Source organism: Streptomyces sp. AgN23 (genome assembly GCF_001598115.1).
Classification (GTDB): Bacteria; Actinomycetota; Actinomycetes; order Streptomycetales; family Streptomycetaceae; genus Streptomyces; species Streptomyces antimycoticus.
The window spans coordinates 10,685,894-10,707,856 of sequence record NZ_CP007153.1; the positions used below are offsets into that span (position 1 = coordinate 10,685,894).

Here is a 21,963-nt window from a genome sequence, read left to right on the forward strand (position 1 = left end):
GCCGGGACATCCGTCATCGCTGGACCCTCGTGTCTTCCGAGCGAGGCCATAGACTCGCTCGCGAGCATTGTTACGTTACCAAATTAAGTAAGTCAACGAGACCCAGAACACCCCGGAAGGGAGACGAGTCGATCAGTGGGTGCGGGTGGCGCGGATCAGCCAGAGCGTGGCGGTCAGACACAGCGCCGAGACACCGCACAGCAGCAGCGGCACCGCGCGGATGCCGGACCACTCGATGGCCTTGCCGAGCACGGGTCCGGCCGCGACGCCGCCGATCATGGACGCGGCGATGACCACGGCCCCGGCCCTGCGGGCCCGCGGGGCCGCCTTGTTGAGCCAGGGCAGGCCCGTCGGAAAGATCGGTGCGATGAACAGGCCGACACCCGCGTACGCGTACGGGGCGAGTCCCGGCACCGTCGCGAGCAGCAGGCACACGGTCATGCCCGCGCAGGAGACGGTGATGATCGCCTGGGCCGAGAACCGCAGCGCGATCGGCACGACGAGGAACCGGCCGACGGTCATCATCAGCCAGTACACGGACGTGGCGGTCGCGGCCACTCCGGCGCCGAAGCCGACGGTCTCCAGGTGGGTGGGCTCCCAGCCACCCACGCCCGCCTCAATGCCGACGTGCAGCACGTAGAGCGCGATGAACACGCCGAGCACGGAGGCCAGGCTGCGCCCCAGCGCGCCCGTGGACGCCGTGGCCTGTGCCGAGGAGGCCGACTCGGGCGCCCGGTCGCGTATGCCCTTCAGGCACAGCAGGAGCGGCAGGTTGACCACGGCGAAGCCAAGGAAGACCGCCGGGTAGTGCGTGGCGCCGACTGCGCCGATCAGCATCGGGCCGAGGATCGCGCCGATCCCGAAGTGGGCGTTGAGGATGTTCAGCATGGCGGTCGACCGGTGGCCGAAGCCGATCGCGAACAGCTGGTTGAGGCCGTAGTCGATACCGCCGAAGCCGAGCCCGGCGAGCAGCGCGGCGGCCAGGGCGAGCGGCCAGGCCGGCGCGAGCGCGACGCCCGCGGCGCCGACCGCCATCAGGACGTAGGAGCTGGCCAGGATCTGCCGGTTGCCGAGCCGCCCGAAGAGCCGGTCGAAGAGCAGCACCCCGGCGACGCCGCCGACGAAGTGGGCGCTCAGGCCGAGGCCCGCGCCGGAGGGGGAGAGCCCGAACTCCTCACGGAAGGCCGGGATCGCCGGACCGTACAGGGCCTGCAGCGCGCCGATGAGAACGAAGCCGACGCACGAGGCGACGACGGCGGTGTTGTTGAACAGCGGTGCGGTGCAGGCCGGTCGACCGGTCTTCACTCGCTGGGCGGCGTGGTCGCTCACACGGACTCCAGATGACGGCCCACGATCTCGTGGGCGTAGGACATGATCGTTCCCTGCGGGCTGATGCCGGGGGCACCGGGCAGCACGCTGGCGTCGCACACGTGCAGGTTGCGGAAGCCGTGCGGCCTGCCCGTCTCGTCGCACACCCCGCCGCGCTCGGGCCGCGCCATGGGGCAGCTGGCCATGCCGTGCACGGACACCAGCTCCCAGTCACGCGGCCGCACCTGGGCGCAGTACGCGTCCACGTCGGTCAGGTCGCGCAGCGGCCCGGCCGTCGACGTGGGCGGCAGCAGCTCGACGGCACCCGCCGCGAACAGGAGCCGCGCGGTTCTGCGGAACGCGAGCCGCAACATGTGATGGTCCGCCTGGGTCATGCCGTGCCGCAGCAGCGGCGCGCCGCCCACGCTCGCGATGATGCCCGCCGGGCCCTGCATACGGACCTGCGTGGTGAACATGCCCAAATAAGCGCGAGCGTCGAGGAGCGCCTCGACCTGGCGCGGGTCGCGTCCGGCCAACGCGGCGCCCAGGCCGCCCGGGGTGAGGTTGGACGGCATGACGAGGATGCCGAGCCCGGAGTGCTCCTGGACCTGGGCGGTGAACATGGTGCCGCGCGCCGCGTCCACGACCCGGGAGAAGCGGGCGACGGTCCGCAGGTTGAGGTGCAGGGCGAGGCGGCGCCCGGCGGTGTGCCGGTGGACGGAGCTGCGGCGCAGCAGCACGGGCGTGCCGATCGGGCCCGCGGCGGCGAACACGGTGCGCGGCAGGTAGCGGACGGGCCGCCCGGCCGCGTCCGTGGCCTCCACGCCGGTGACCACGCCGCGCCCGTGCACGAGCCGCCGCGCCCGCACCCCGTCGTGGATCCGCGCGCCGAGCGCCTCGGCCTGCGGCAGATAGCTGACGGCCATGCTCTGCTTGGCGCCGCTGGGACAGCCAGTGGCACACTGGTTGCGGTGCTCGCAGCCTCGCACCACCCGCTGCGGATGCTGCCAGCGCCAGCCGAGCGACTCGGCTGCCCGGGCGAGCAGCCGGGAGTCCTCGTTGCCCTCGCCGTGCTCCTGAACGATCATCCCCAAGCGCTGCTGTACGTCGGCGAAGCGGGCGCCGACGGCGGGGAAGCGGTAGCCGCCGTAGCCGGACCAGGCGGCCCAGCGGTCCAGGACCGTCGCCGACGGCTCCCACAGCAGACCGCCGTTGACCACGGTGGTGCCGCCGACCACGCGGGCCTCGCCGTAGGCGATGGCCGGGGTGCCGAGGACGGCGATCGCCCCGCCGCCCCGGTACAGGCGGCGCATCGACTCGGCCGGGCTGGCCGCCGCGAGCTCCGCGGTGGTGACGCGCGGCCCCTCCTCCAGGACGGTCACCTGCCGCCCGGCGCGGGCGAGTTCGAGCGCGGCGACGCTGCCGCCCGCGCCGGACCCGATCACCAGGGCGTCGCAGTCGATGTCGTACGCGGCACGCCTCATCGCACGGCCCCCAGCGGCGGGTGCGCGGGGCGGGGCGCCGTACCGTCCAGGGCCCCATACAACGCCAACGCCGTGGTGGCGCGCAGCACATCGGCGTAGCCGGGCCGGGCACGCAGCTGCCCGAGACCGTGGCGCAGTCGTTCCGGGGAGGCGGAGTGCGGGCTCGTCCACGTCACCGCGCGGAAGGCGACAGGGAACAGGCGCAGGGCCGCGACCGTGCCCCACCGGTAGGCGGCGGGCATCAGGGCGAGGCTCGCGGCGGTGTGGCGCACCGCCCGTTCCAGGGCGCGGGAGTCGCGCAGAGCCGCGTAGGACCCGGCCCAGCAGGTGGGCAGACCGCTGTCGTAGAGGGCGCGCTCAAGGGCCCGTGCCCGCGGCGTACGGTCGCCGCTCACGCGGTCACCTTCTCCCGCACCAGTCCGGCGAGGAGCCTCGAGGCGCCCTGCCCGAGCACGTCGTCCAGGGCCTTCATGAACAGGTCCACCTCGTCGTCCTGCGCCACCAGCGGCGGCGAGACGATCAGCGCGATGAGCCGGTTGGACCCGAAGAAGGTGAGGATGCCGTGGTCGCGGTAGAGGGCGGCGACCACGGCGCCGGTCAGCAGCTTGGAAACGGCCTGCGGGTCCCTGGCCACTGACGTCGGCAGCATCTCGCGCAGCCTGGCCGGGACGTCGGGCCCCGGCGTGAGGAACACCCCGTGCAGCGCGCCCCGCCCCGTCACCTGCCGCACCAGACCCGGATGGCGGACGGCCACCTCCGCGAGACCCCGTTCGAGGCGCTCCCCCAGCGCGCGGGCGCGCCCGGGGAAGTCCTCGTCGACGGCGACCGCCACCGCCTCCAGCGCGGTCGCGGTCTCCTCGCCGAAGCCGTAGTACGTGGTGCTGTGCAGCGTCGCGTCGGACAGGTTGTCGTACGCCGCCCGGAAGATCGGCTCGCGGGCGACGTAGCCGGAGATGGACGCCTTGCCGCCGCCGAACGACTTCGACGTCGTCACGATGTCCGGCACCAGACCCGGGTGGTGCATGAAGTGGAAGAGGGCGCCCGTCTTGCCCCAGCCCGTGTACACCTCGTCGAAGATCAGCACGATGTCCCGCTCGGTGCACAGCCGGCGCACCCGGCGCAGAAACTCCGGAGAGCACTCGCGCAGGCTGGACGCGCTGAACGCCTCCAGGACGACGGCGTACACATCGCTCTCCCCCGAGGAGGCGGTGTGCCGGTCGAGCGCGAGAAGGAACGAGGACAGATCGTCGTACGCGAACGTGTCCGTGCCGGGGATCTGTGGATACGGGAAGTGGATCTCGGGCGAGGCTGTCAGGCTGCCCGCGCCCAGGAGCTTTCCGTGGAAGGCGATATCGGTGTGCAGGACGGTGCCGCGCCGCCCCCGGTGGTACTTGTAGGCGAGCTTCACCGCGCCCTCCACCGCCTCCGCACCGGAGTTGGGGAAGTAGCTGATGTTCAGGTCGCCGGGCAGCAGCTGCGCGAGATTGTGGCTGAGGGCCGCGACGTACGGCGAGAAGTAGTTCTTGTGCACCTCCATACGGCGCCGCTCCTGGAAGCGGCGGCGCGCGGCAAGGATACGCGGGTGGTTATGGCCGTGGCTGAGGACACCGACGCCGCCGGTGAAGTCGAGGATCCGGCGCCCGTCGCGCAGATGGATCCACGCACCCTCGGCATGATCGACGAGGTCCCGGCCGAACCCGAACGAGCCGATGAGGGAGACCTGGCTCCGGGAAACGTACCGCCGGTACAGGTCATGGGCCTGCTCCGTGGTCATTGCCTCCGCCTGGTCCAAGGTGATCAGTTCAGACATGGGCGCTCCCGGCGGGGGAGGCGGCACGGAGACGGTCGGCGATGAGACGTCCGGCGCGCCGGCCGGCGCGCACCGCGTAGTTGGTGCCGCGGTCCTCGGGGAACACCTGCGCCATGCTCGACAGGTACAGGCCCCGCACCCGTGACTCCACAGCGGGCATGGCCCGGCTGTAGTGCGGCGTGATGACGGGTTGCGCGTGCTCGGCGCGCCAGACGTGAAACCGCTCGACCCAGCTGCGGTCGAAGCCCGGGAACATGCGCCGGATGTGCGGCAGGCTGTACGCGAAGACCTCCTCGTCCGGCATCCGGTACAGCTCGGCGTCGGTCGGCAGATACTTCGACAGATACACAACGTGCTTGCCGTCGTAGCGCTCGGGCCGGTCGAGATTGGTGTGCTCGATGACACCCACGAACGGGAAGTCGGGGTCGTTGACGTTGAGCCAGTACGTATCGGAGAGCTTGCGGTTGTTCTCCAGGACCAGGCACAGGTTGCCAAGGTAGTCGATGGCCGACCAGCGCCGCTGGAGCTCCGGCACGGCCGGGTGGTCGGCACCGTCGTGGTCCAGCAGTCCCACGGCCAACTGCGGGGCGACGGTGACGAGCATCTGGCCGGCCGGGTGGAAGACCCCGCCCGCGCTCACTCCGCTCACCCCGGCCCCCTCGGTGTGCACGGCATCCGCCGCCACTCCGGTGAGGATCTCGGCCCCCAGGGACTCAAGGCGCCGCCGCAGCGCACCGAGCAGTGCCTCGCTGCCGCCCTTGATGTAGTAGAGGGTTTCCTTGCCGGAGCGGGTCCGGCTGCCGCCACGCAGATGCAGCTTCGTCCACATCCAGGTGGCACCGACCTGGTCGGCGTACTTGCCGAACTTACCTTCGAGGAGCGGCCGCCACACCACCTCGTACACCCGCCGCCCACCCAGCGATATCAGCCACTCGCGCGCGGTCAACGACTCCAACTCCCGCCAGTGTTTCACCCGTTGGGCTCGCAGAGCGAGCACGCCAAGGCGGATCCGGTCGCGCGGCGGAAGCGGTGCGAAGCGCAGCACGTCCAGCGGCGCGGACAGCCGGTACACCGAGTTGGCGTAGTAGACGCCGGTACGTGTCTCGTGCGCCTCCAGGAGATGGGCTATGCCGAGGCTCTCGCACAGCCGGATCATCTCCACGTCGGAGGAGAACCAGTGGTGGTAGAAGCGTTCGAGGCGCTTGCCGTCGCCTATGTCGAAGCTGGAGGCGAGGCCGCCGATGGTCTCCTCGCGCTCGATGACACGCACGCTGCGGCCCTGGAGAGCGAGTTCGAGCGCGGCGGACAGGCCGGTGAACCCGGCGCCGACAATGACAGCGTCCACGGCGCCGGCTTGCGTTGCCGACTGCGGTGTGATCTCCGCGCTCACAGGGCGACACGCTCCTTGCGGGGCTGGCGGGAAGGGGGTGCGGAGGTGAAGGTGGCGGGGCGGTCCGCGCAGCCAAGCCGGTCCTGGACCACGTAGTCGGGGCGCCCCTGCACCTGCCGGAAGACGGCGTGCAGATACTCACCGACGACACCGAGCGCGATGGCGTGCGCGCCGAAGGCTCCCGGCCGGGCGAGCAGACGGGCGTTCCGCCGCGTCAGGGCGGCCACACATCCCCCTGTCAATACGGCCGTTCCGACATAGGTGGACAGCCGCAACGGCGCCACCGAACCGGCCAGCAGGCCGCGCCGCGACAGGGCGAGCATCTTGCGCAGGGTGTACTTCGACTCGCCTGCCTGCCGGGCGTCGCGGTCGTACGTCACGCTGGTCTCGGGCAGCCCGAACCAGCTGACGGCACCGCGAAGGTACAGGTTCTTGTCAGGCACGCCGGTCAGCAGCGCCACCAGCTCCCTGTCCACGAGCCGGAAGTCACCGGTGTCGAGGGCGAGCGAGTGGTCGGAGAGTGAGTTCAGCAGGCGGTAGAAGGCGTAGGCGCTGGCCCTTTTGAACAGCGTCTCGCCGTCGCGGCTGCGGCGTCGCGCGGACACCACGGACCAGCCGTCCCGCCACAGGGCGGCGAGCTCCGGGATCAACTCCGGCGGATCCTGCAGATCCGCGTCGATGACGACGACCGCGTCGCCCACGGACTCACGCAGCCCGGCCAGGCAGGCGGCCTGATGCCCGAAGTTCCGGCTGAGCCGCACGCCCCGCACGGAACAGGGCTCTTTGGCAAAGGAGTTGATGACCCCCCAGGTCCCGTCGGAACTGCCGTCGTCCACGTAGATCAGCTCGTACTCGAATCCAGTGAGCCCTTCGAGGACGCGGGTCAGGCGGGTGTGGGTACGGGCCAGCACCTCCGCTTCGTTGTAACAGGGCACGACGACGCCGAGGACTGGCCGCCGGTTGTCGTAGACACGCCTCTCCTGCAGCACGGCACACCTTTCGCGTAGGGGGACACGGTGAGGGAACGGTCTGGTGGTACGCGGATCAGGACTGACGGGGCTCAGCACGACGCTTCGGTGGAAGCTACGGTCGCCGACGGAGCCGATCGCAGGGGGGCACGTCCACCAGTGCTGGACTCTGGTGTCTTCGGAACTCTGGTGTCTTCGGAGCGAGGCCGATAAGCTCAAGCATTGTTACGTTGCCAACTTAAGTAAGTCAATGAACGCACGGACACCCCCACTGTGAGGAAGTGCCAACTGTGTCAGCTGAAACCCTCATGCCCGGCTCCGAACCGATCCACCTGCGCGCTGCGGGCACCGCCCTCGTCCTGGACCTGTCGGCGGACATCCTCCCCCGTGTCCTGCACTGGGGGGCCGACCTGGGAGAACTGTCCGCCACGCACCTTCACGCGCTGCGGCTGGCGTCGCAGCGTCAGCCGATCGGTTTCTCCGTGGACCAGCCCGTCGAGGTCTCCGTACTGCCCGAGCAGTCGGCGGGCTGGCTGGGCACTCCGGGGCTGGTCGGCAACCGCGGCGGAGCGGACTTCTCGTCCGCCTTCCGCATCACCGGCACTGAACTCACAGCCGGCGGGGACATCGACGATGACCGGCCCGGCAGCCTCGTCGTGTACGCACGCGACACGGCCGCGGCCCTTGACCTGACACTGACCATCGAGCTGACCCCCGAAGGGCTGGTGCGCCAGCGCGCGAGCGTCACCAACCTCGCGGACACCCCATTCGCCGTGGACGCGGTCAACCTCACCCTGCCCGTGCCGACCGCGGCCGTGGAGCTCCTCGACTTCACCGGTCACCACCTGCGTGAACGCAGTCCGCAGCGCACCGCCTTCACTCAGGGGCTGCGGGTCCGCGAGAACCGAACGGGCCGCACCGGTTTCGACTCGGCATACCTGCTCGCGGCCGGTACCCAGGGCTTCGGCAACGGCAGCGGTGAGGTGTGGGCCGTGCACACGGCCTGGTCGGGCAACCACCGCACGTTCGCGGAGCGCACCTTCCACTCCGTGGCGCTGCTCGGCTCCGGGGAACTGCTGCTCTCCGGCGAGATGGTGCTCGGCCCCGGCGAGAGTTACAGCACGCCCTGGCAGTACGGCGCCTACGGACGCGGCCTGGACGAGGTGTCGGCCCGCTTCCACCGCCATCTGCGAGCCCGCCCGCACCATCCGTCCTCGCCCCGGCCCGTGGTCGTCAACACCTGGGAAGCGGTCTACTTCGACCAGGATCTGGACCGGCTCAAGCGGCTCGCGGACACGGCGGCCGCGGTAGGCGCAGAGCGGTTCGTCCTGGACGACGGCTGGTTCGGCGCGCGCCGTGACGACCGCCGGGCGCTCGGCGACTGGTACGTCTCCGACGAGGTCTGGCCCAAGGGGCTCGGCCCGCTGACGGACTATGTGACGGCGCTCGGCATGGAGTTCGGGCTCTGGGTGGAACCGGAGATGATCAACGAGGACTCCGACCTCGCCCGCGCACACCCCGACTGGATCATGGCCACCGGCGGTCGGCTGCCGGGCGCAGCCCGCAGCCAGCAGGTCCTGGATCTGGCCCGGCCCGAGGCGTACTCATACATCCTCGAGCGCCTTGACGACCTGCTGTCGACGTACCCCATCTCCTATCTGAAGTGGGACCACAACCGCGACCTGGTCGAGGCCGGGCACCAGCCGACAGGGCGGGCCGGTGTGCACGATCAGACCCTGGCCATTTACCGGCTGCTGGACGAACTGCGTTCCCTGCACCCGGGCGTGGAGATCGAGTCCTGCTCATCGGGCGGCGGGCGAGTGGACCTCGGCATCCTGGAGCGCACGGACCGGGTGTGGGTGTCCGACTGCATCGACACCCTGGAACGGCAGCAGATCCAGCGATGGACGAATGCCCTCGTCCCGCTGGAGCTGATGGGTACGCATGTCGGTTCCCCCGTGTCCCACACCACCGGCCGCAGCCACCCGCTCGACTTCCGGGCCGGTACCGCGCTGTTCGGCCACTTCGGCATCGAATGGGACCTGACCTCCGCCGGACCGGAGGAGGTGGAACGCCTGAGGCAGTGGGTGGCTCTGTACAAGGAACTGCGACCCCTGCTGCACTCGGGGACGGCCGTGCACGGCGACCATGCCGATCCGGCGTACCAGGTGCACGGAGTGGTCGCCGAGGACCGGACCGAGGCCGTCTACGCACTTGTCGCCACCGGGACGTCTGAGCTCTACCCGACCGGCCCGGTGCGGCTGCCCGGCCTTGGCGAGCACGCCGTCTACCGCGTTCGCCCCCAGGCCCCGGGCGACGTCCCGGACGGCAACGCACACCACTGGGGTCTGCACCTGCCCTGGTGGACGGGGGACGGCGTCGAACTCCCCGGCGCCGTGCTCGCGGACGCCGGGCTGCAGGCGCCCGCGCTGTACCCGGAGCGGCTGGTCCTGCTGCGGGTGACGCAGGTCTGATCCCGCGCCCGGCAGCGCAGAGCCAGGGGCCCACCGACGTGACGTCGGTGGGCCCCTGGCGGTGACGGGTCCTACGGGTTCGGGCTGAGCCGCACCACGCGGGCCGTCGGCGCCTGCGTCGCGCTGTCGAGCCGGAGCTCTCCGCAAGTGGCGTCCCAGTGGGGGTTCCAGTGGGTGTTCCAACCCGTCGCTGCCGCGGGGAAGAGGACCTGCGACCGGGCCTCCCAGCCGTCCGGGCCGGCGGGGAGCGGACACCGATCACCTCCGGTTCGAGCCAGATGCCCGGCACCACGCCGCGCTCCCGGATGCGGTCCAGGCCGGACCGAGACCGCCGGGGGAGCGTGTCGTCGAGGGGCCGGTGGCTGCCGGGGAACCGCCCCTGGCCGAGGACCTGCACCTCGACCAGGGGGGGCGGCATCCGCGACGGTTCCGCGGCGGGTGCCGCGCCCGCAGGACGCGGCGAGAGCAGCCGGACCGGTCGATCAGGGGCGACCCCGAGCGTCAGCTCGACGTCGCCGCCGGTCCAGTTCGGGAGTTCGTCCGTGCTCCTCATGTCTCACCCTGCCACGGCGGCGTCGGAGTCCGTTGCGGCATCGATGTCGATCCACCGCCCGGCCTCGTGGTCGTACGTGAGGTGATGGCGGTCGGAGGCCGCCTGCGGTTCGGGTTCTGACGAGAGCAGGCGGCCGCGCAGTTCGGGGTTCGGGGCCGCGGCGGCCAGGGTCTGGGTGTACGGGTGCTGGGGGGTGAGGATGACGTCGTCGGCCGGGCCGCGCTCGACGATCCGCCCGCGGTTCATCACCAGGATGCTGTCGGAGAAGTGCCGCGCCGTGGCCAGGTCGTGGGTGATGTAGAGCACCGCGAGATCGTCCTCCCGTTGCAGCCTGGCCAGGAGGTTGAGGACGCCGAGCCGACTGGACACGTCCAGCATGGAGACCGGCTCGTCGGCGACGATCACCCGTGCTCCCGGCGCCAGGGCGCGGGCGATAGCGACGCGCTGACGCTGTCCGCCCGAGAGTTCGTGCGGGCGCCGGTCCATCAGCTCGACCGGCAGGCTCACTCGCTCGAGGAGTTGTGACGCCTGTTCCCGGACCTGTTCGCGGCCCTTCGCCCGGCCGTGCAGCACCAGGGGGCGAGCCAGGTGGTGCTCGATGCTGTGGAAAGGATTGAGCGAGGCGAACGGGTCCTGGAACACCATTTGCACGTGGTCCCGGTAGTGGCGGTCCTCGATCCGCGTCCCGTCCGGGCCGACGGCGGCGATCGTGCCGGACGTGGGCTTCTCCAGACGGGCGATCATGCGGGCGACGGTGGACTTGCCCGAACCCGACGCCCCGACCAAGGCCACGGTGCGGCCGGGCACGAGGGTGAAGTCGACACGGTGCACGACACGCAGCCGGGTGCGGCGCAGCCCGGACCTGAGCGTGAACTCCTTGACGAGATCGCGTACTTCCAGCGTGGTCATCGCATACCCCCGTCAGGACGAACCTGTTCTCGGTCTGCCGCGCCGGGCCCGGTGGGTGTCGTATCCGGAACGGTCTTCGGCGCGACTTGCCTGCCGTCCCGAAGGAAGGCTCCACGTTCCCCCGTCAGGCGGGGGAAGGAATCAAGGAGTCGGCGCGTGTAGGGATGTCGTGGCTGCCGGTAGATCGTCTCCGCGGCCTCGCACTCGACGATCTCGCCGCGCAGCATCACCGCGATGCGGTCGCTCAGTTCGAGCAGCAGCGGCAGGTCGTGGGTGATGAAGATGACGGCAAAGCCGAGCTCTTCGCGCAGCCGGAGGATCTCTCGCAGGATGCCGCGCTGTACCAGCACGTCGAGGGCGGTGGTTGGCTCGTCCATGATCATGACCTGCGGGTCGAGCAGCAGGGCCATGGCGATCATCACTCGCTGGCGCATGCCGCCGGAGAGCTCGTGCGGGTAGGAGTTCATCCGGCGGGGCTCGACTCCGACGAGTTCGAGAACCTCCGCGCAGCGTGCCCGACGGTCCTGCTTGGACATGCCGGGGCGGTGCGTGGTGAGTACGTCCTCCAGCTGTGCTCGTACTGAGGTGACGGGGTTGAGAGCGTTCATCGCGCCCTGGAACACCATCGACAGCTTCGACCAGCGGAACCTGCGCAGTTGCTCACGGCGCAGGGCCGGCAGGTCCAGGTCCTGTCCGTCGCGGTCGTGGAAGGTGACCGATCCGGAGGTGACGTCGGCGGGCCACTCGTGGAGGCGGTTGATGGCGTACGCGAGGGTGCTCTTGCCGCAGCCGGACTCGCCCGCGAGGCCGAGGATCTCCCCCCGGCGCAGGGTGAAGGAGATGTCCCTGACGGCGTGCACGGGAGGGTCGCTCTGGTACACGACGTTCAGGTCACGCACCGTCAGGACCGGTGCCTGCGAGGCAGTTCCGGGTGCCGGAGCGGTGTCCGGTGACAGGTCGGGGGTCATGCGGCGGTGCTCCTGACGGCAGAGTTCCGGCTGCCCCCGGATGCGGCGCTGGCGGCGCCTTTGCGGACGGGGCGGCGCAGCCGCGGGTTGATGATCTCGTCGAGACTGAGGTTGATGAGGGCGAGCCCGCATCCGAAGGCGGCGATGATCAGGCCGGGCGGTACGAACCACCACCACGCCTCCCGCTGAAGCGCGAAGCCGTTCTGCGCGAAGTACAGCATCGTGCCCAGCGTGGAGGAGTTGGAGGCGCCGAGGCCCAGGAAGGACAGGCCCGCCTCACTGAGGATGGCGGCGATCACCGAAAAGACGAACTGCGAGGCCAGTACCGGCAGCAGGTTGGGCAGGATTTCGACGCAGATCACGCGCCAGGGCTTCTCCCCGGAGACTCTGGCCGCGGCCACGTAGTCGCGGTTGCGCACGGAGAGGGTCTGTGCGCGCAGCACGCGTGCGGAGGCAGCCCAGCCGGTGACGGCGAGAACCAGGGCGATCGTCCACGATCCGCGCTGGTCGGCAGGGACGAATCCGGAAATGACGATCACCAGCGGCAGACCGGGGATGACGAGCATGACGTTGGAGAACAGCGAGAACGCCTCGTCGACGATGCCGCCGAGGTAGCCGCCGATCACGCCGAACACCGCGGACAGGGCTGTGGCCATGACACCGACGAGGAGACCGATCTGCAGCGATCCCCGCGTGGCGTGGGTGAGCTGGTCGAGCACGTCCTGGCCAGTCTGCGTGGTGCCCAGCCAGTGGTCACCGCTCGGTGCGGTGAGGCCGATGTTGCGGATGGTGTCCGGATCGCCGGCCGGCACCGGCCCGATGAGCCCGAACAGCGCGATGGCGACCACCAGGCCGAGCCCGGCGGCCAGCTTCGGTGTCCAGCTGGGCAGCATGGCGCGCCAGCCGGTGCGCCGGGTGGACGCGGGTGCGGGCACGGCCCCGGGCCCGGCGCCGGGAGGCAGGTCCTCCAGCCCGCTCGAGGGGGGAATGACACTCGTCACGGATGATCCTTCCGGTCAGTTGCTCGCTCGGGTACGGGGGTCGATCAGCCCGTAGAGCAGATCCACGAGCAGGTTGGCGCCCAGGACCGTGACGGTGATGACCAGGAAGATTCCCTGCATCAGCGCATAGTCGTTGTTCTCGACGGCCTGCAGCAGCCGGCCGCCGATGCCGGGGTAGGAGAAGACCTGCTCGGTGATGACGGATCCGGACACCACGAAACCGAGCGAGGTGGCGAACCCCGCCACCGAGGGCAGCGCCGCGTTGCGTGCTGCGTAGCGGATCATGATGCGGTTGCCTCGCAGGCCCTTCGCGCGTGCCGTGAGGATGTAGTCCTCGGCCGCGGTGGACACCATCATGTTGCGCATGCCAAGGAGCCATCCGCCCACGGAAGAGATCACGACGGTGAGCGCGGGCAAGATGCCGTGGTAGATCGCCGAGGAGATGAACGGCCAGTTCCAGCCCATGGAGAGGGACACGTCGTATCCGCCGAGCAGCGGGAACCAGTGCAGGGTGGAAGAGAGCAGCGCCGCCAGGATGAGGGCCAGCCAGAAGTAGGGCACGGCAGCCAGCACGGTGGTGCTCGGGATGATCGAGTCCAGCCAGGTGCCGCGCTTCCAGCCCACCACCGTCCCGAGGACGATACCGAGCACGAAGGAGATCAGCGTCGCCATACCGATCAGAACGATGGTCCAGGGCAGGGACTGCCCGATCACGTCCGACACCTTGGCGGGATACGAGCTGACCGAGACCCCGAAATCGCCGTGCAGCAGATTGCCCAAGTACGAGACGTATTGCTGCACGAGTGAGTCGCTGCGGTCGGCCCCGAGGAGGAGCTCGTAGGACCGGCGTACCGACGGGTCGACCGTGCCGCCGCGCTGCTGCAACTTCGCCATCAGGATGTCCACCGGGTTCCCCGGCATCATCCTCGGGATGAAGAAGTTGAGAGTGACGGCCGCCCACAGGGCGACGAGATAGAAACCGAACTTGCGGGCGTAGTACCTCATCGGTCACTGCCGATCATGATGCGCTCCTCCTCGACGGGCTTGTTCACGTCCTCATGCCTCACTTGGCGGGCTTGAGGTGCAGGAAGACCTGCGAGTTGTCGGGGCGGCCCCAGACCGCAGGGAAGGCGTAGAGGTTGTCCTCGCTGGGCCAGCCGGTGAACTTGCCCGCGTTGTACTCGCTGGTGGTGCCACCGGTGAGGACCGGGATGTACGGCATCGACTTCTCGATCTCGGTCTGGATCGTGTCGTAGTACGGCTGCCGGGCGGTGGTGTCCTGCGGGTCGATGGCCTTCAGTGCGTCCAGGGCGTCATCCACCTTGGCGTTCTTGAAGCGCGCGAAGTTCGGGTTGGCGCTCTTGCCGACCGGCGCGGTGGTCTTCGAAGAGAAGAAGTAGCTGTACGTGTAGTAAGGGTCGGGGGCGGGCCCCTGCGACAGGGAGTCGATCAGCAGCTGGTACTGGCCGCGGCCGCGGGCGTCCGACCACTCGTTCCACGACACCTGCTGCACGGTGAGCTTGATGCCCGCCTTCTTCAGCTGCTCGGCCATCGTGTTGACGGCGGTGATGTAGTCGGTCCAGCCGGAGACGACCTTGACCGTGAGGTTCAGCTTCTTGCCACTCTTGGCGTAGATGCCGTCGGAGCCCTTGGTGTAGCCGGCGTCCCGCAGCAGGCCGGTGGCCTTGTCCGGGTGAGGCTTCATCGGCGCGATGGGGTCGGTGAGCTTGTCGGACACCAGCGCCTTGTCCCGCTCAGGCAGGGCGAAGCCCGGGGAGATCTCGCTGGCGGTGTTCTCGAAGGCCAGGGCGTTGAGCTGGGTGCGGTCCAGTGCGTAGTAGATGGCTTTGCGCACCGCCTGATCAGTCTGCGGTCCCGTGCATCCGAGGTCGGCGCTGGAGCAGGTGAACAGGGCCGCCTGGTTCATCGGAACGGTGATGGCCTGGTAGCCCGGGTAGTTCTTCGAGACGTTCTTGATGTCGGGAACGGGGCCGGTGTTCCAGTCGATCTGGCCGGCCTTGAGAGCGTCGGCGCCGGACTGGTTCCCGGAGAGCGCCACGAAGCGAACCTTCTTCAGGGCGGGGGCGCCCCCGTAGTAGTCCTGGTTCGCCTCAAGGGTGAACGCCTGCGGTTTGAACTCGGCCAGCTTGAAGGGGCCGGTGCCCACTGGCTTCTTCACCACGTCCTCGGCCGGCTTGCCGACCTTCGACCAGATATGCTTCGGCACGATCCAGGACTTTCCGAGGATCTGCGGGCCGTCACTGAAGGACGGCTTGCCGAAGGTGATCTTTACGTGGGTGGCGTCGACGGCCTTGGCAGTGCCGGAGTACCCCGCACCGTTCATGCCGGGGTTCTTGCGGATCATGTCGAGGGTGAAGACGACATCGTCCGCTGTGAATTTCCGCCCGTCGCTCCACTTGGCGTCTGGCCGGAGGGTGACCGACAGCTCGGTGCCTTCCTTGTTCCAGGAGTAGGCGGTGCCCAGGCGCGGCCGGGGCTTGTCCTTGCGGGCGATGTTGTAGAAGAACAACGGCTCGAAGATCGCGCCGGGGCCGTCGATCACGGTCGGCGAGTACGGGTTGAAGTTGATCTGATAGTCGCCGTTCTGGCCGGTATAGGCGACCAGTGTGTCGGAGCCACCCCCACCGCCGGTGCCACCACCTCCGCCGCCGCACCCCGTGAGGACGAGGCCGAGGGCCATGGCCCCCGCGATGCTGACACGACGCGATTCACTACGAAACCTGAACATATGGGCCACTCTCTCGAGGCGGTCCTTGCCGGAGGCCGGGGCCCCGGGGCCGCCTCGCGGGGCGCCGGGGAACCATGCCTGTGTGGCGAGATTGTTAAGCTGGCGAAGAAAGAAAGTCAACACATCGGCGGGAAGTCGGGGCTGTTTCATTGGTCCGCCGCACCGGACACGGAGGCAGGCCCCACGGCGGCCATTGCCGCGGTATCTACACCCTCGACTGTGCGACAGCACTGCTCATCAGGCCTCTCCGCTGCTATGTTCGTCCAGCAAATAAACTGATCGATGCCGGAGTCTCCGGCCGAACGCAGCGCCTGTTGGCGCCGGGAGGATGTCGATGGGAGGGTCGGCGAGGGACATGCCCCATGCGACCAGCAGGGCCGCGGTGCTGGACGTCATCAGGGCTGCCGGAACAATCAGCCGCGTCCGGTTGATCAAGGCGACCGGTTTCACCGGCGCCACGATCTCGACCGTGGTGCGGCGCCTGATCGACGACGGACTGGTCACCGAGGTGGGCCGCTCCGAGTCCACTGGAGGTAAGCCGCGAACCCTGCTGGCGCTCAACGAGAGCTCCCGTTACGCGGTCGGCGTCCACCTCGACCACTCAGGCATCACTTACGCGCTCACCGACCTCGGCGGCTCGGTGGTGGCCCGGATGTCCAGGGCCGGGGCAGGCACCGACAATCCTCCCGTGGTAGTGGCCCGCATGGCCGACGAGCTGGACAAACTCATCCAGGGGGTCGGCATCAGCCGGGACCTGGTCCTGGGCCTCGGCCTGGTGTCACCCGGCCCGCTCACGCCGGCCAGTGGCATGCGCCTGACACCTCCGACGATGCGGCACTGGGAGGAGTTCCCTCTCGACCAGGCACTGGCGGAAGCCACCGGCCTTCCGGTCGTCCTTGAGAACGACGCCACCGCGGCGGCCCTGGGCGAGCACTGGTCCGGTGTGGTGCGCGGCACCCCGAGCTTCGCCGCCGTCTACATGGGAACCGGCATCGGCGCCGGCCTCATGATCGACGGCGTCGTCTACCGCGGCCGCAGTGGTAACGCCGGCGAGATCGGCCATATGTCTCTCGACGTCGACGGCCCCGACTGCTGGTGCGGCGCGCGCGGGTGCACCGAAGCGCTCGCGGGCCCGGCCGCCGTGGTGACACAGGCCCGCGCCGACGCACGCATCTCCCGGGCGGCCGGCCTCGCCCAGGGCCCGGGCGGCCAACGCCCCTCGGTAGCCGCCGACTTCGCGGCGGTGTCGCGGGCGGCCCGGCTCGGGGACAGTGGCGCCCGGGAACTCCTGGAGCGCTCGGCACGCTGGCTCGCCCTGGCCACGCGAGCACTCGCCAACGTCATGGACCTGGAGACGGTCGTACTCACGGGCCCCAGCCTGGCTGTCGCCGGTTCCGTCTATCTGCCCGTCGTGCAGGAGGAGTTGGACCGGACCTTCTTCGCACGCGCCGCGCATCCGGTGGTCGTGCGCCTGTCGGACTCGGCCGCCACCGCTCCCGCCATCGGAGCGGCGACCATGATGCTGCGGGCCGAACTGGTGCCGTTGCGCCAAGGAAGCCTCCCCCTTTCGAGCGCGCTCGGGGAGCCGGAGCCCGAAGTCGCGGTCGGCGCCACCGCGGGCCGTGCACGCCCCGTATCGTCCCGCCGGAAGGCGATCTGACCTCCACGTCGCGCTGTCGGCCGGTACCGGCCGACAGCGCGACACTTTGATTAGCCGCAAAACTTACTCCTCCGGTAGTCTTGCCTCGTTCCGCCGCGCTCTTGACGTCGTGGACACTGGCGACCCCGGCACGGGCCGCACAAGCCCGGCCGTACCGAGCCGCGAGCTTGTGGGTGTCGAAAACGGTGTCACCCTATGCGACCTGCGTGTATTCGTGGATGAGGCCGCCGAGTCGACCGTGTCGATGGATGCGAGTGTTGTCGGTGGCGGTAGGTGGTCCGGGTTCGGTGAGTCGGTCCGGCGCCCGTTGTCCGAGGGATCGGTGTGGCCGGTGTTGGTTGTAGTGCTTCGCGTACTCATCGACGACGAGGCGTAGGTGGCGCTCTCCCGTGATCAGGATGCGGTCGGTCGCCTCGCGTCGGCATGATCCGATCCAGCGTTCCGCGATGGCGTTCATCCGCGGTACTCGGGGCAGTGTTGGAAGGACGTGCGTGCCGATCGCCTCGAAGACGGCGTCGAAGCTGTCGGTGAAGTAGGCGCCGCGATCCCGGATGAGGAACTTGATCGACTCGGCATGGTCGCCGAGGTCCATGAGGTAGTTCCGTGCTTGCTGGGTGATCCAGGGGCCGGTCGGGTGTCGGGTGATGCCGGCGATGTGCACACGGCGGGTGCCGTGGTTGATGAAGAACAGCACGAACCAACGCCGCAGGAAGACCGTGTCGATTGTGGAACAGGTCGGTGGCTACGATCGCGGAGGACTGGGCTTTGAGGAAAGCAGCCCAGGAGCGGTCCACGCGCTGCGGCGATGGGTCGATCCCTGCTTGCTTCAGAATGGACCAGACGGTGGAGGCGGCGACCTTGCGACCCAGGCCGAGGAGCTGTCCGTGGACGCGGCGGTATCCCCATCCAGGGCTCTCCCGTGCCAAACGCACGACCAGTTGCCGCAGGGCCTCTGGTTTGGGTGGTCGGCCCGGACGACGGGAGGGGTAGGTCCACTTCCATGCGATGAGCCGCGCGTGCCAGCGAAGGACTGACCGCGGAGAGACCAGCAAGGCCACCTGGGTACGCCGCTGCTTGCTGACGATCCGGAACAGTGCCGCCATGACGGCTCTGTCGCTCCATGAGAAGCGGGGCCCTGGCTGGGCACGGCGTGCTGTGGCGAGCTGATGCCGGAGCTTCAAGATCTCTGCGTCCTTCGAGGCATCCGAACGGGCAAGCAAGGCAAGCCATCGGAAGGTCTGGCAGGCGAGCAGGTAGATCAGCCGTATCACCACGACCAGCACGCTGCCTCAAAACGGCTCGCCGCTCCCGAGATCTGGGCAGATCCGAACCAGCAGGTCAGCCTGGGTGACATAATTCCCGGCACCCACAGGCCGCCAGCGGGAGCTGACGGCCAATCACGAAAGATCGAGGCTAACTCCTTGACCACAGCTCCAACTTGCCTGGTCAGGCGGGCGGTTCGGCGCTGGTAACGCTCCAGGACTCCGGGAACCTGTTCGCGGAAGGTGTGGCGGCAGCCGAGCGTGGGACACACCAGACGCCGCACCCGCACACGGACCACCACCCGACGGTCATCGATCGGCACGTCGGCCACCGTCCGCAGCTGATGACCATAGACCGCTTCGACGGCGCCCCGCACACCGGGCAGACCGCGGCCTCCTTTGGCGTCCGAGCCTGCACCACAATCCGCTCGCCCTAGTCGGCCACCTCCTCTATGACCAGCGGGGACAGTCCCGAAAAATCCGCCTGCACAAGCTCGTTGACATCGTTCACGCCAATATCAACGACCCTCACGACGCTCCGTCACCAGCGAATGTGTGACAGGGGCGAACGTTTTACAGTCCCAACCACCTTGCAATCAGCGGGTGTCGCTAACCTCCCGGCCTTGGGGAAGGACCCCACTTCAAGGATCCAGGCTGAGGTTGTCCCCTTGCGCGAGGGGTTACATTTGCTCACCGGGACGGCTGATTTGGCCGGAACGAACCGTGTTACCAATGAGTTCAGCAGCGCTGCGGATCTCGATCATCGGGGAGAGCAGCTCCAGCAAGGCGAGAGTAGCTCTGTGATGCTCCTCGCTGACACCAGCGCATGCATCCGAGACAACTGTCACCGCGCGTCCCGCATCCACAGCGCCGAGAGCGGTGGAGAGTACGCAACAGTCTGTGGCGACCCCACATATCGTCAGCGGGGCGCCCGCGGTTATGCGGTCGAGTTGGTCACCCCACTTGCTGAACGTCGGAAGGGTTACCATCGGTGTGCCCGGGAGCACAGGGATGGTGACGTTCCACAGGGGCGAGTTCGCGGAGCAGCGCATGGAGTGCCACCGGTCGTAGTACGCCGCCCACTGCCCTGGCTCCTCAGGGTCTGGAACGAAACGGGTGATGACCGTGCGCCCGGCGAACCGCTCGCACAGCTCCGAGACGACCGGCTCGATCGTGCCGTAGTCGGGAATGCCCCAGACGCTGTCAGGGTCGGCGAACGCTGTTTGCATGTCGATGACGACCAGCCACGGCTGAGTGAGGGTGTCCGTGCTCATGTGCGCCCTTCTCGGATCTGAGCCTTTGTATGGTACGGCGCGATGAATATCGCTTCTGCGTGTCAATGGTTGCGAGGTCGAAGGTGAGTCTGCTGCACGTGGCGGAGGCATTGTCTGGCCAGCCCCCTGCTCAGCCCTGTGGAGCGGGCGAGTTCGGCGGCGTTCGCCGAAGTCGAGCCTCCTTTGCGTTGGGTATCCAGTGCGGCTGCGACTCGTTGCAGAGCCCATGGGGGAAGCGAGTGCGGCATGTTCTTTGCTCTCGAGCGAAGGAAGGACAAGAGGTGTGGGGGATGACTGAAACCGCCAGGTGGCGCCACGCCGTATGCGGCGATCGAAGGCCCGGCGGCGGGGCCCGTCTGGGCAGACTTGTCATCGCGGACTTCTCCGCTCGCTTTCTGCCGGACCCTGCGCAGAACCGGCCCAGGGATCCACAGTCGGCCAACATCATGCCGTCGCCCAGATCGGGGGTAGCCACGCCATCCTCGACTCGATCAGGTTCGTGGAGTAGACGCCTTCCTTGACCAACGGGTCCATCAGCGGCGGGCGGCGCCCCGAATGTACGGCCGCCGCCCCCCAGTTGGCGTTTCGTCAGTGATTGCGCGAAGCCATCGTCCTGGAACGGTCCTGTTCGCCTGAGGTGCGGCGTGTCTCGCCAGCGCCCTTCACCCACAGCGGTTTGAGCCGGTAGGTCAGCAGGTACAAGGCCGCGCCTGCTCCGGTTGCGACGAACATGCTGAGGTCGCCGGCGCCCGGATGGGCCACCGAGAACGGTCCGGTGTAGAAGTCGGACTGCCAGAACGGTACGGATGCGGCGACCCCGCCCGCCCACGCTACGAAGCCCCAGTCCAGCACGCGGGAGCGGTCGTAGAGTTCGGGGATGCGGCTCGCGTCGGAGCGGCCGCCCAGGTAGTAGTCGAGCAACAGCACCGCGACGAAGGGGGCGATGAAGTACGCGGTGAGGTTGAGGAAGACCTTGAACTTGGCCTCGGTCCCGGACTCGCCCCACAGGCTGAGGGCGTACGCCAGCACGCAGATGCCGATGACTGCCTGGCTGCGGGTGACGGGCACCTTCAGGGTTTGGATGGAGATGGCGCCGCCGTAGACGTTGAGGAAGTTCTGCGCCAGTGCTGACAGTCCGACCGCGAGCAAGGCGGGAAGGGCGAATGGGCCGGCGAGTTGGTGCAGGGCGGTGATCGAGTCGGAGCTGGTTGCGCTGCCTCCGACGACCACGCCCAGGATGCCGAGCCAGCAGATGGTGACGAAGTTGCCGAGGCCGGTGTACCAGGCGGTGCGTGTGATGACCGCGGGGGTGTCCGGCAGGTAGCGGGAGTAGTCTGATGCGAAGGGAGCCCAGGCCACCAGGAAGGACAGGAACCAGCCGCCGAAGGTGACCAAGCCGCCGGTGGAGCCGATGTACCCCTGTGCGTCGGGGTTGGCGTGGAAGATGCTTCCGCCGCGTATGACGGCTACCACGGTGATCAGCGCGAACAGGGGCGTCAGGACGTAAGTCAGCGCCTTCTGCAGGAAGTTGATCATGTTGTAGCCGAAGACGGCGACGACCATCTCGATCAGTGTCAGCAGGCCGGCGCACAGCCAGAACGGCATATGGGTCAGCCCGGCGAACGCCTTGCCGCCGAGGATGACGGTGACTGCCGCCCAGCCGATGCCGGCGAAGACGTTGATGTAGGCGACGGGAATGAAGTTGCCGAAGAAGCCCAGCGGTCCGCGGGCCTGAATCTGCTGTGGTACACCGAGCCGCACGCCCATCCGGGACATCACGGCCATGAGCAGGGAGCCCAGTGCCGCCCCGATGACGATGGCGGTGACAGCGGCCGGGAAGCTCAGTCCGAACCAGGCGGCACTGAATCCGAGCAGGATGATGGGGAAGTTCAGTCCGGCGGCGAACCAGACGAAGAACTGCGAACTGGGCTTTCCGTGCCGCTCGGTTTCGGGAATGTGGTCGACCCCGAAGGGTTCGACCTTTGTTACCGCGCTGCCGTACACCGGTGCCGAGGCATCGTGGGTCATGGCGTGCTCCTGGAGACGGAGGAAGGAGGCTGCTTCAGTGGGTGAGAGTGCGACTGCCGAGGGGGCTCACGACGGCGGGTCGTCGCTAGATGTCGGACGAATTCGGCTGTAGACCAGCCGGGCGG

The 21,963-nt window shown here is 68.7% G+C and carries 16 protein-coding genes and 1 pseudogene; 2 read left to right on the plus strand and 15 right to left on the minus strand.

Annotated elements, in window-relative coordinates:
• Positions 1–132: 132 nt before the first annotated feature.
• Genes AS97_RS45830 through AS97_RS45855 form a run of 6 tightly spaced genes read right to left on the minus strand, consistent with a single transcriptional unit; the run spans position 133 to position 6,981 of the window.
• The gene (locus AS97_RS45830; RefSeq protein ID WP_247204730.1) at positions 133–1,329 is read right to left on the minus strand and encodes an MFS transporter; all 1,197 of its coding nucleotides are present in this window, start codon (positions 1,327–1,329) and stop codon (positions 133–135) included.
• On the minus strand, positions 1,326–2,792 hold the full coding sequence (locus AS97_RS45835; protein WP_210567012.1) for a GMC family oxidoreductase: 1,467 nt from the start codon (positions 2,790–2,792) through the stop codon (positions 1,326–1,328). The genes AS97_RS45830 and AS97_RS45835 overlap by 4 nt, the downstream gene beginning before the upstream one ends.
• Entirely contained in the window at positions 2,789–3,187 is a 399-nt protein-coding gene (locus AS97_RS45840) for a hypothetical protein (protein ID WP_210567013.1), read from the minus strand. The genes AS97_RS45835 and AS97_RS45840 overlap by 4 nt, the downstream gene beginning before the upstream one ends.
• Complete coding sequence (locus AS97_RS45845) at positions 3,184–4,602, minus strand: aspartate aminotransferase family protein (protein ID WP_210567014.1); 1,419 nt, start codon at positions 4,600–4,602, stop codon at positions 3,184–3,186. Before AS97_RS45845 ends, AS97_RS45840 begins: the two co-directional genes overlap by 4 nt.
• On the minus strand, positions 4,595–5,992 hold the full coding sequence (locus AS97_RS45850; RefSeq protein WP_210567015.1) for an NAD(P)/FAD-dependent oxidoreductase: 1,398 nt from the start codon (positions 5,990–5,992) through the stop codon (positions 4,595–4,597). Before AS97_RS45850 ends, AS97_RS45845 begins: the two co-directional genes overlap by 8 nt.
• A complete protein-coding gene (locus AS97_RS45855; protein ID WP_210567016.1) occupies positions 5,989–6,981 on the minus strand; it encodes a glycosyltransferase family 2 protein in 993 nt (330 codons plus the stop codon). The genes AS97_RS45850 and AS97_RS45855 overlap by 4 nt, the downstream gene beginning before the upstream one ends.
• A 269-nt stretch (positions 6,982–7,250) precedes the next feature.
• Between AS97_RS45855 and AS97_RS45860 the strand changes: the two genes are divergently transcribed.
• Complete coding sequence (locus AS97_RS45860) at positions 7,251–9,434, plus strand: alpha-galactosidase (protein ID WP_349017630.1); 2,184 nt, start codon at positions 7,251–7,253, stop codon at positions 9,432–9,434.
• Between the two features lie 556 nt (positions 9,435–9,990).
• On the opposite strand, the gene AS97_RS45865 is transcribed toward AS97_RS45860, so the two are convergent.
• From AS97_RS45865 to AS97_RS45885, 5 genes are read right to left on the minus strand one after another with little or no spacing between them, the layout of a single operon-like run.
• A complete protein-coding gene (locus AS97_RS45865; RefSeq protein WP_210567017.1) occupies positions 9,991–10,896 on the minus strand; it encodes an ATP-binding cassette domain-containing protein in 906 nt (301 codons plus the stop codon).
• Positions 10,893–11,864, minus strand: a complete 972-nt coding sequence (locus AS97_RS45870) for an ABC transporter ATP-binding protein (protein ID WP_210567018.1) — start codon at positions 11,862–11,864, stop codon at positions 10,893–10,895. Before AS97_RS45870 ends, AS97_RS45865 begins: the two co-directional genes overlap by 4 nt.
• On the minus strand, positions 11,861–12,865 hold the full coding sequence (locus AS97_RS45875) for an ABC transporter permease (protein ID WP_247204731.1): 1,005 nt from the start codon (positions 12,863–12,865) through the stop codon (positions 11,861–11,863). The genes AS97_RS45870 and AS97_RS45875 overlap by 4 nt, the downstream gene beginning before the upstream one ends.
• 15 nt (positions 12,866–12,880) lie before the next feature.
• Positions 12,881–13,870 (minus strand): ABC transporter permease, encoded by a 990-nt coding sequence (locus tag AS97_RS45880; RefSeq protein WP_210567019.1) that lies wholly within the window; start codon positions 13,868–13,870, stop codon positions 12,881–12,883.
• 58 nt (positions 13,871–13,928) lie between these two features.
• Positions 13,929–15,566, minus strand: coding sequence for an ABC transporter substrate-binding protein (locus AS97_RS45885; protein WP_247204732.1), 1,638 nt, complete (start codon positions 15,564–15,566; stop codon positions 13,929–13,931).
• 403 nt (positions 15,567–15,969) lie between these two features.
• Between AS97_RS45885 and AS97_RS45890 the strand changes: the two genes are divergently transcribed.
• Positions 15,970–17,274 carry an ROK family transcriptional regulator gene (locus tag AS97_RS45890; protein ID WP_210567020.1) on the plus strand — a complete coding sequence of 435 codons (1,305 nt, stop codon included), beginning with the start codon at positions 15,970–15,972 and terminating at the stop codon, positions 17,272–17,274.
• A 193-nt stretch (positions 17,275–17,467) separates the two neighbouring features.
• Here the strand turns inward: AS97_RS45890 and AS97_RS48350 are convergent, their stop codons facing one another.
• From AS97_RS48350 to AS97_RS45910, 4 genes and pseudogenes are all read right to left on the minus strand, one after another.
• Positions 17,468–17,935: an integrase core domain-containing protein gene (locus AS97_RS48350; protein ID WP_247204733.1), complete on the minus strand. Its 468-nt coding sequence runs from the start codon at positions 17,933–17,935 to the stop codon at positions 17,468–17,470.
• Between the two features lie 750 nt (positions 17,936–18,685).
• Positions 18,686–18,960 (minus strand): annotated as a pseudogene (locus AS97_RS45900) (transposase family protein); the annotation flags it as partial.
• A gap of 256 nt (positions 18,961–19,216) precedes the next feature.
• Positions 19,217–19,810 (minus strand): cysteine hydrolase, encoded by a 594-nt coding sequence (locus tag AS97_RS45905; protein ID WP_210567021.1) that lies wholly within the window; start codon positions 19,808–19,810, stop codon positions 19,217–19,219.
• Positions 19,811–20,398: 588 nt separating this feature from the next.
• Positions 20,399–21,838 (minus strand): cytosine permease, encoded by a 1,440-nt coding sequence (locus AS97_RS45910; protein WP_210567022.1) that lies wholly within the window; start codon positions 21,836–21,838, stop codon positions 20,399–20,401.
• Positions 21,839–21,963 lie beyond the last annotated feature (125 nt).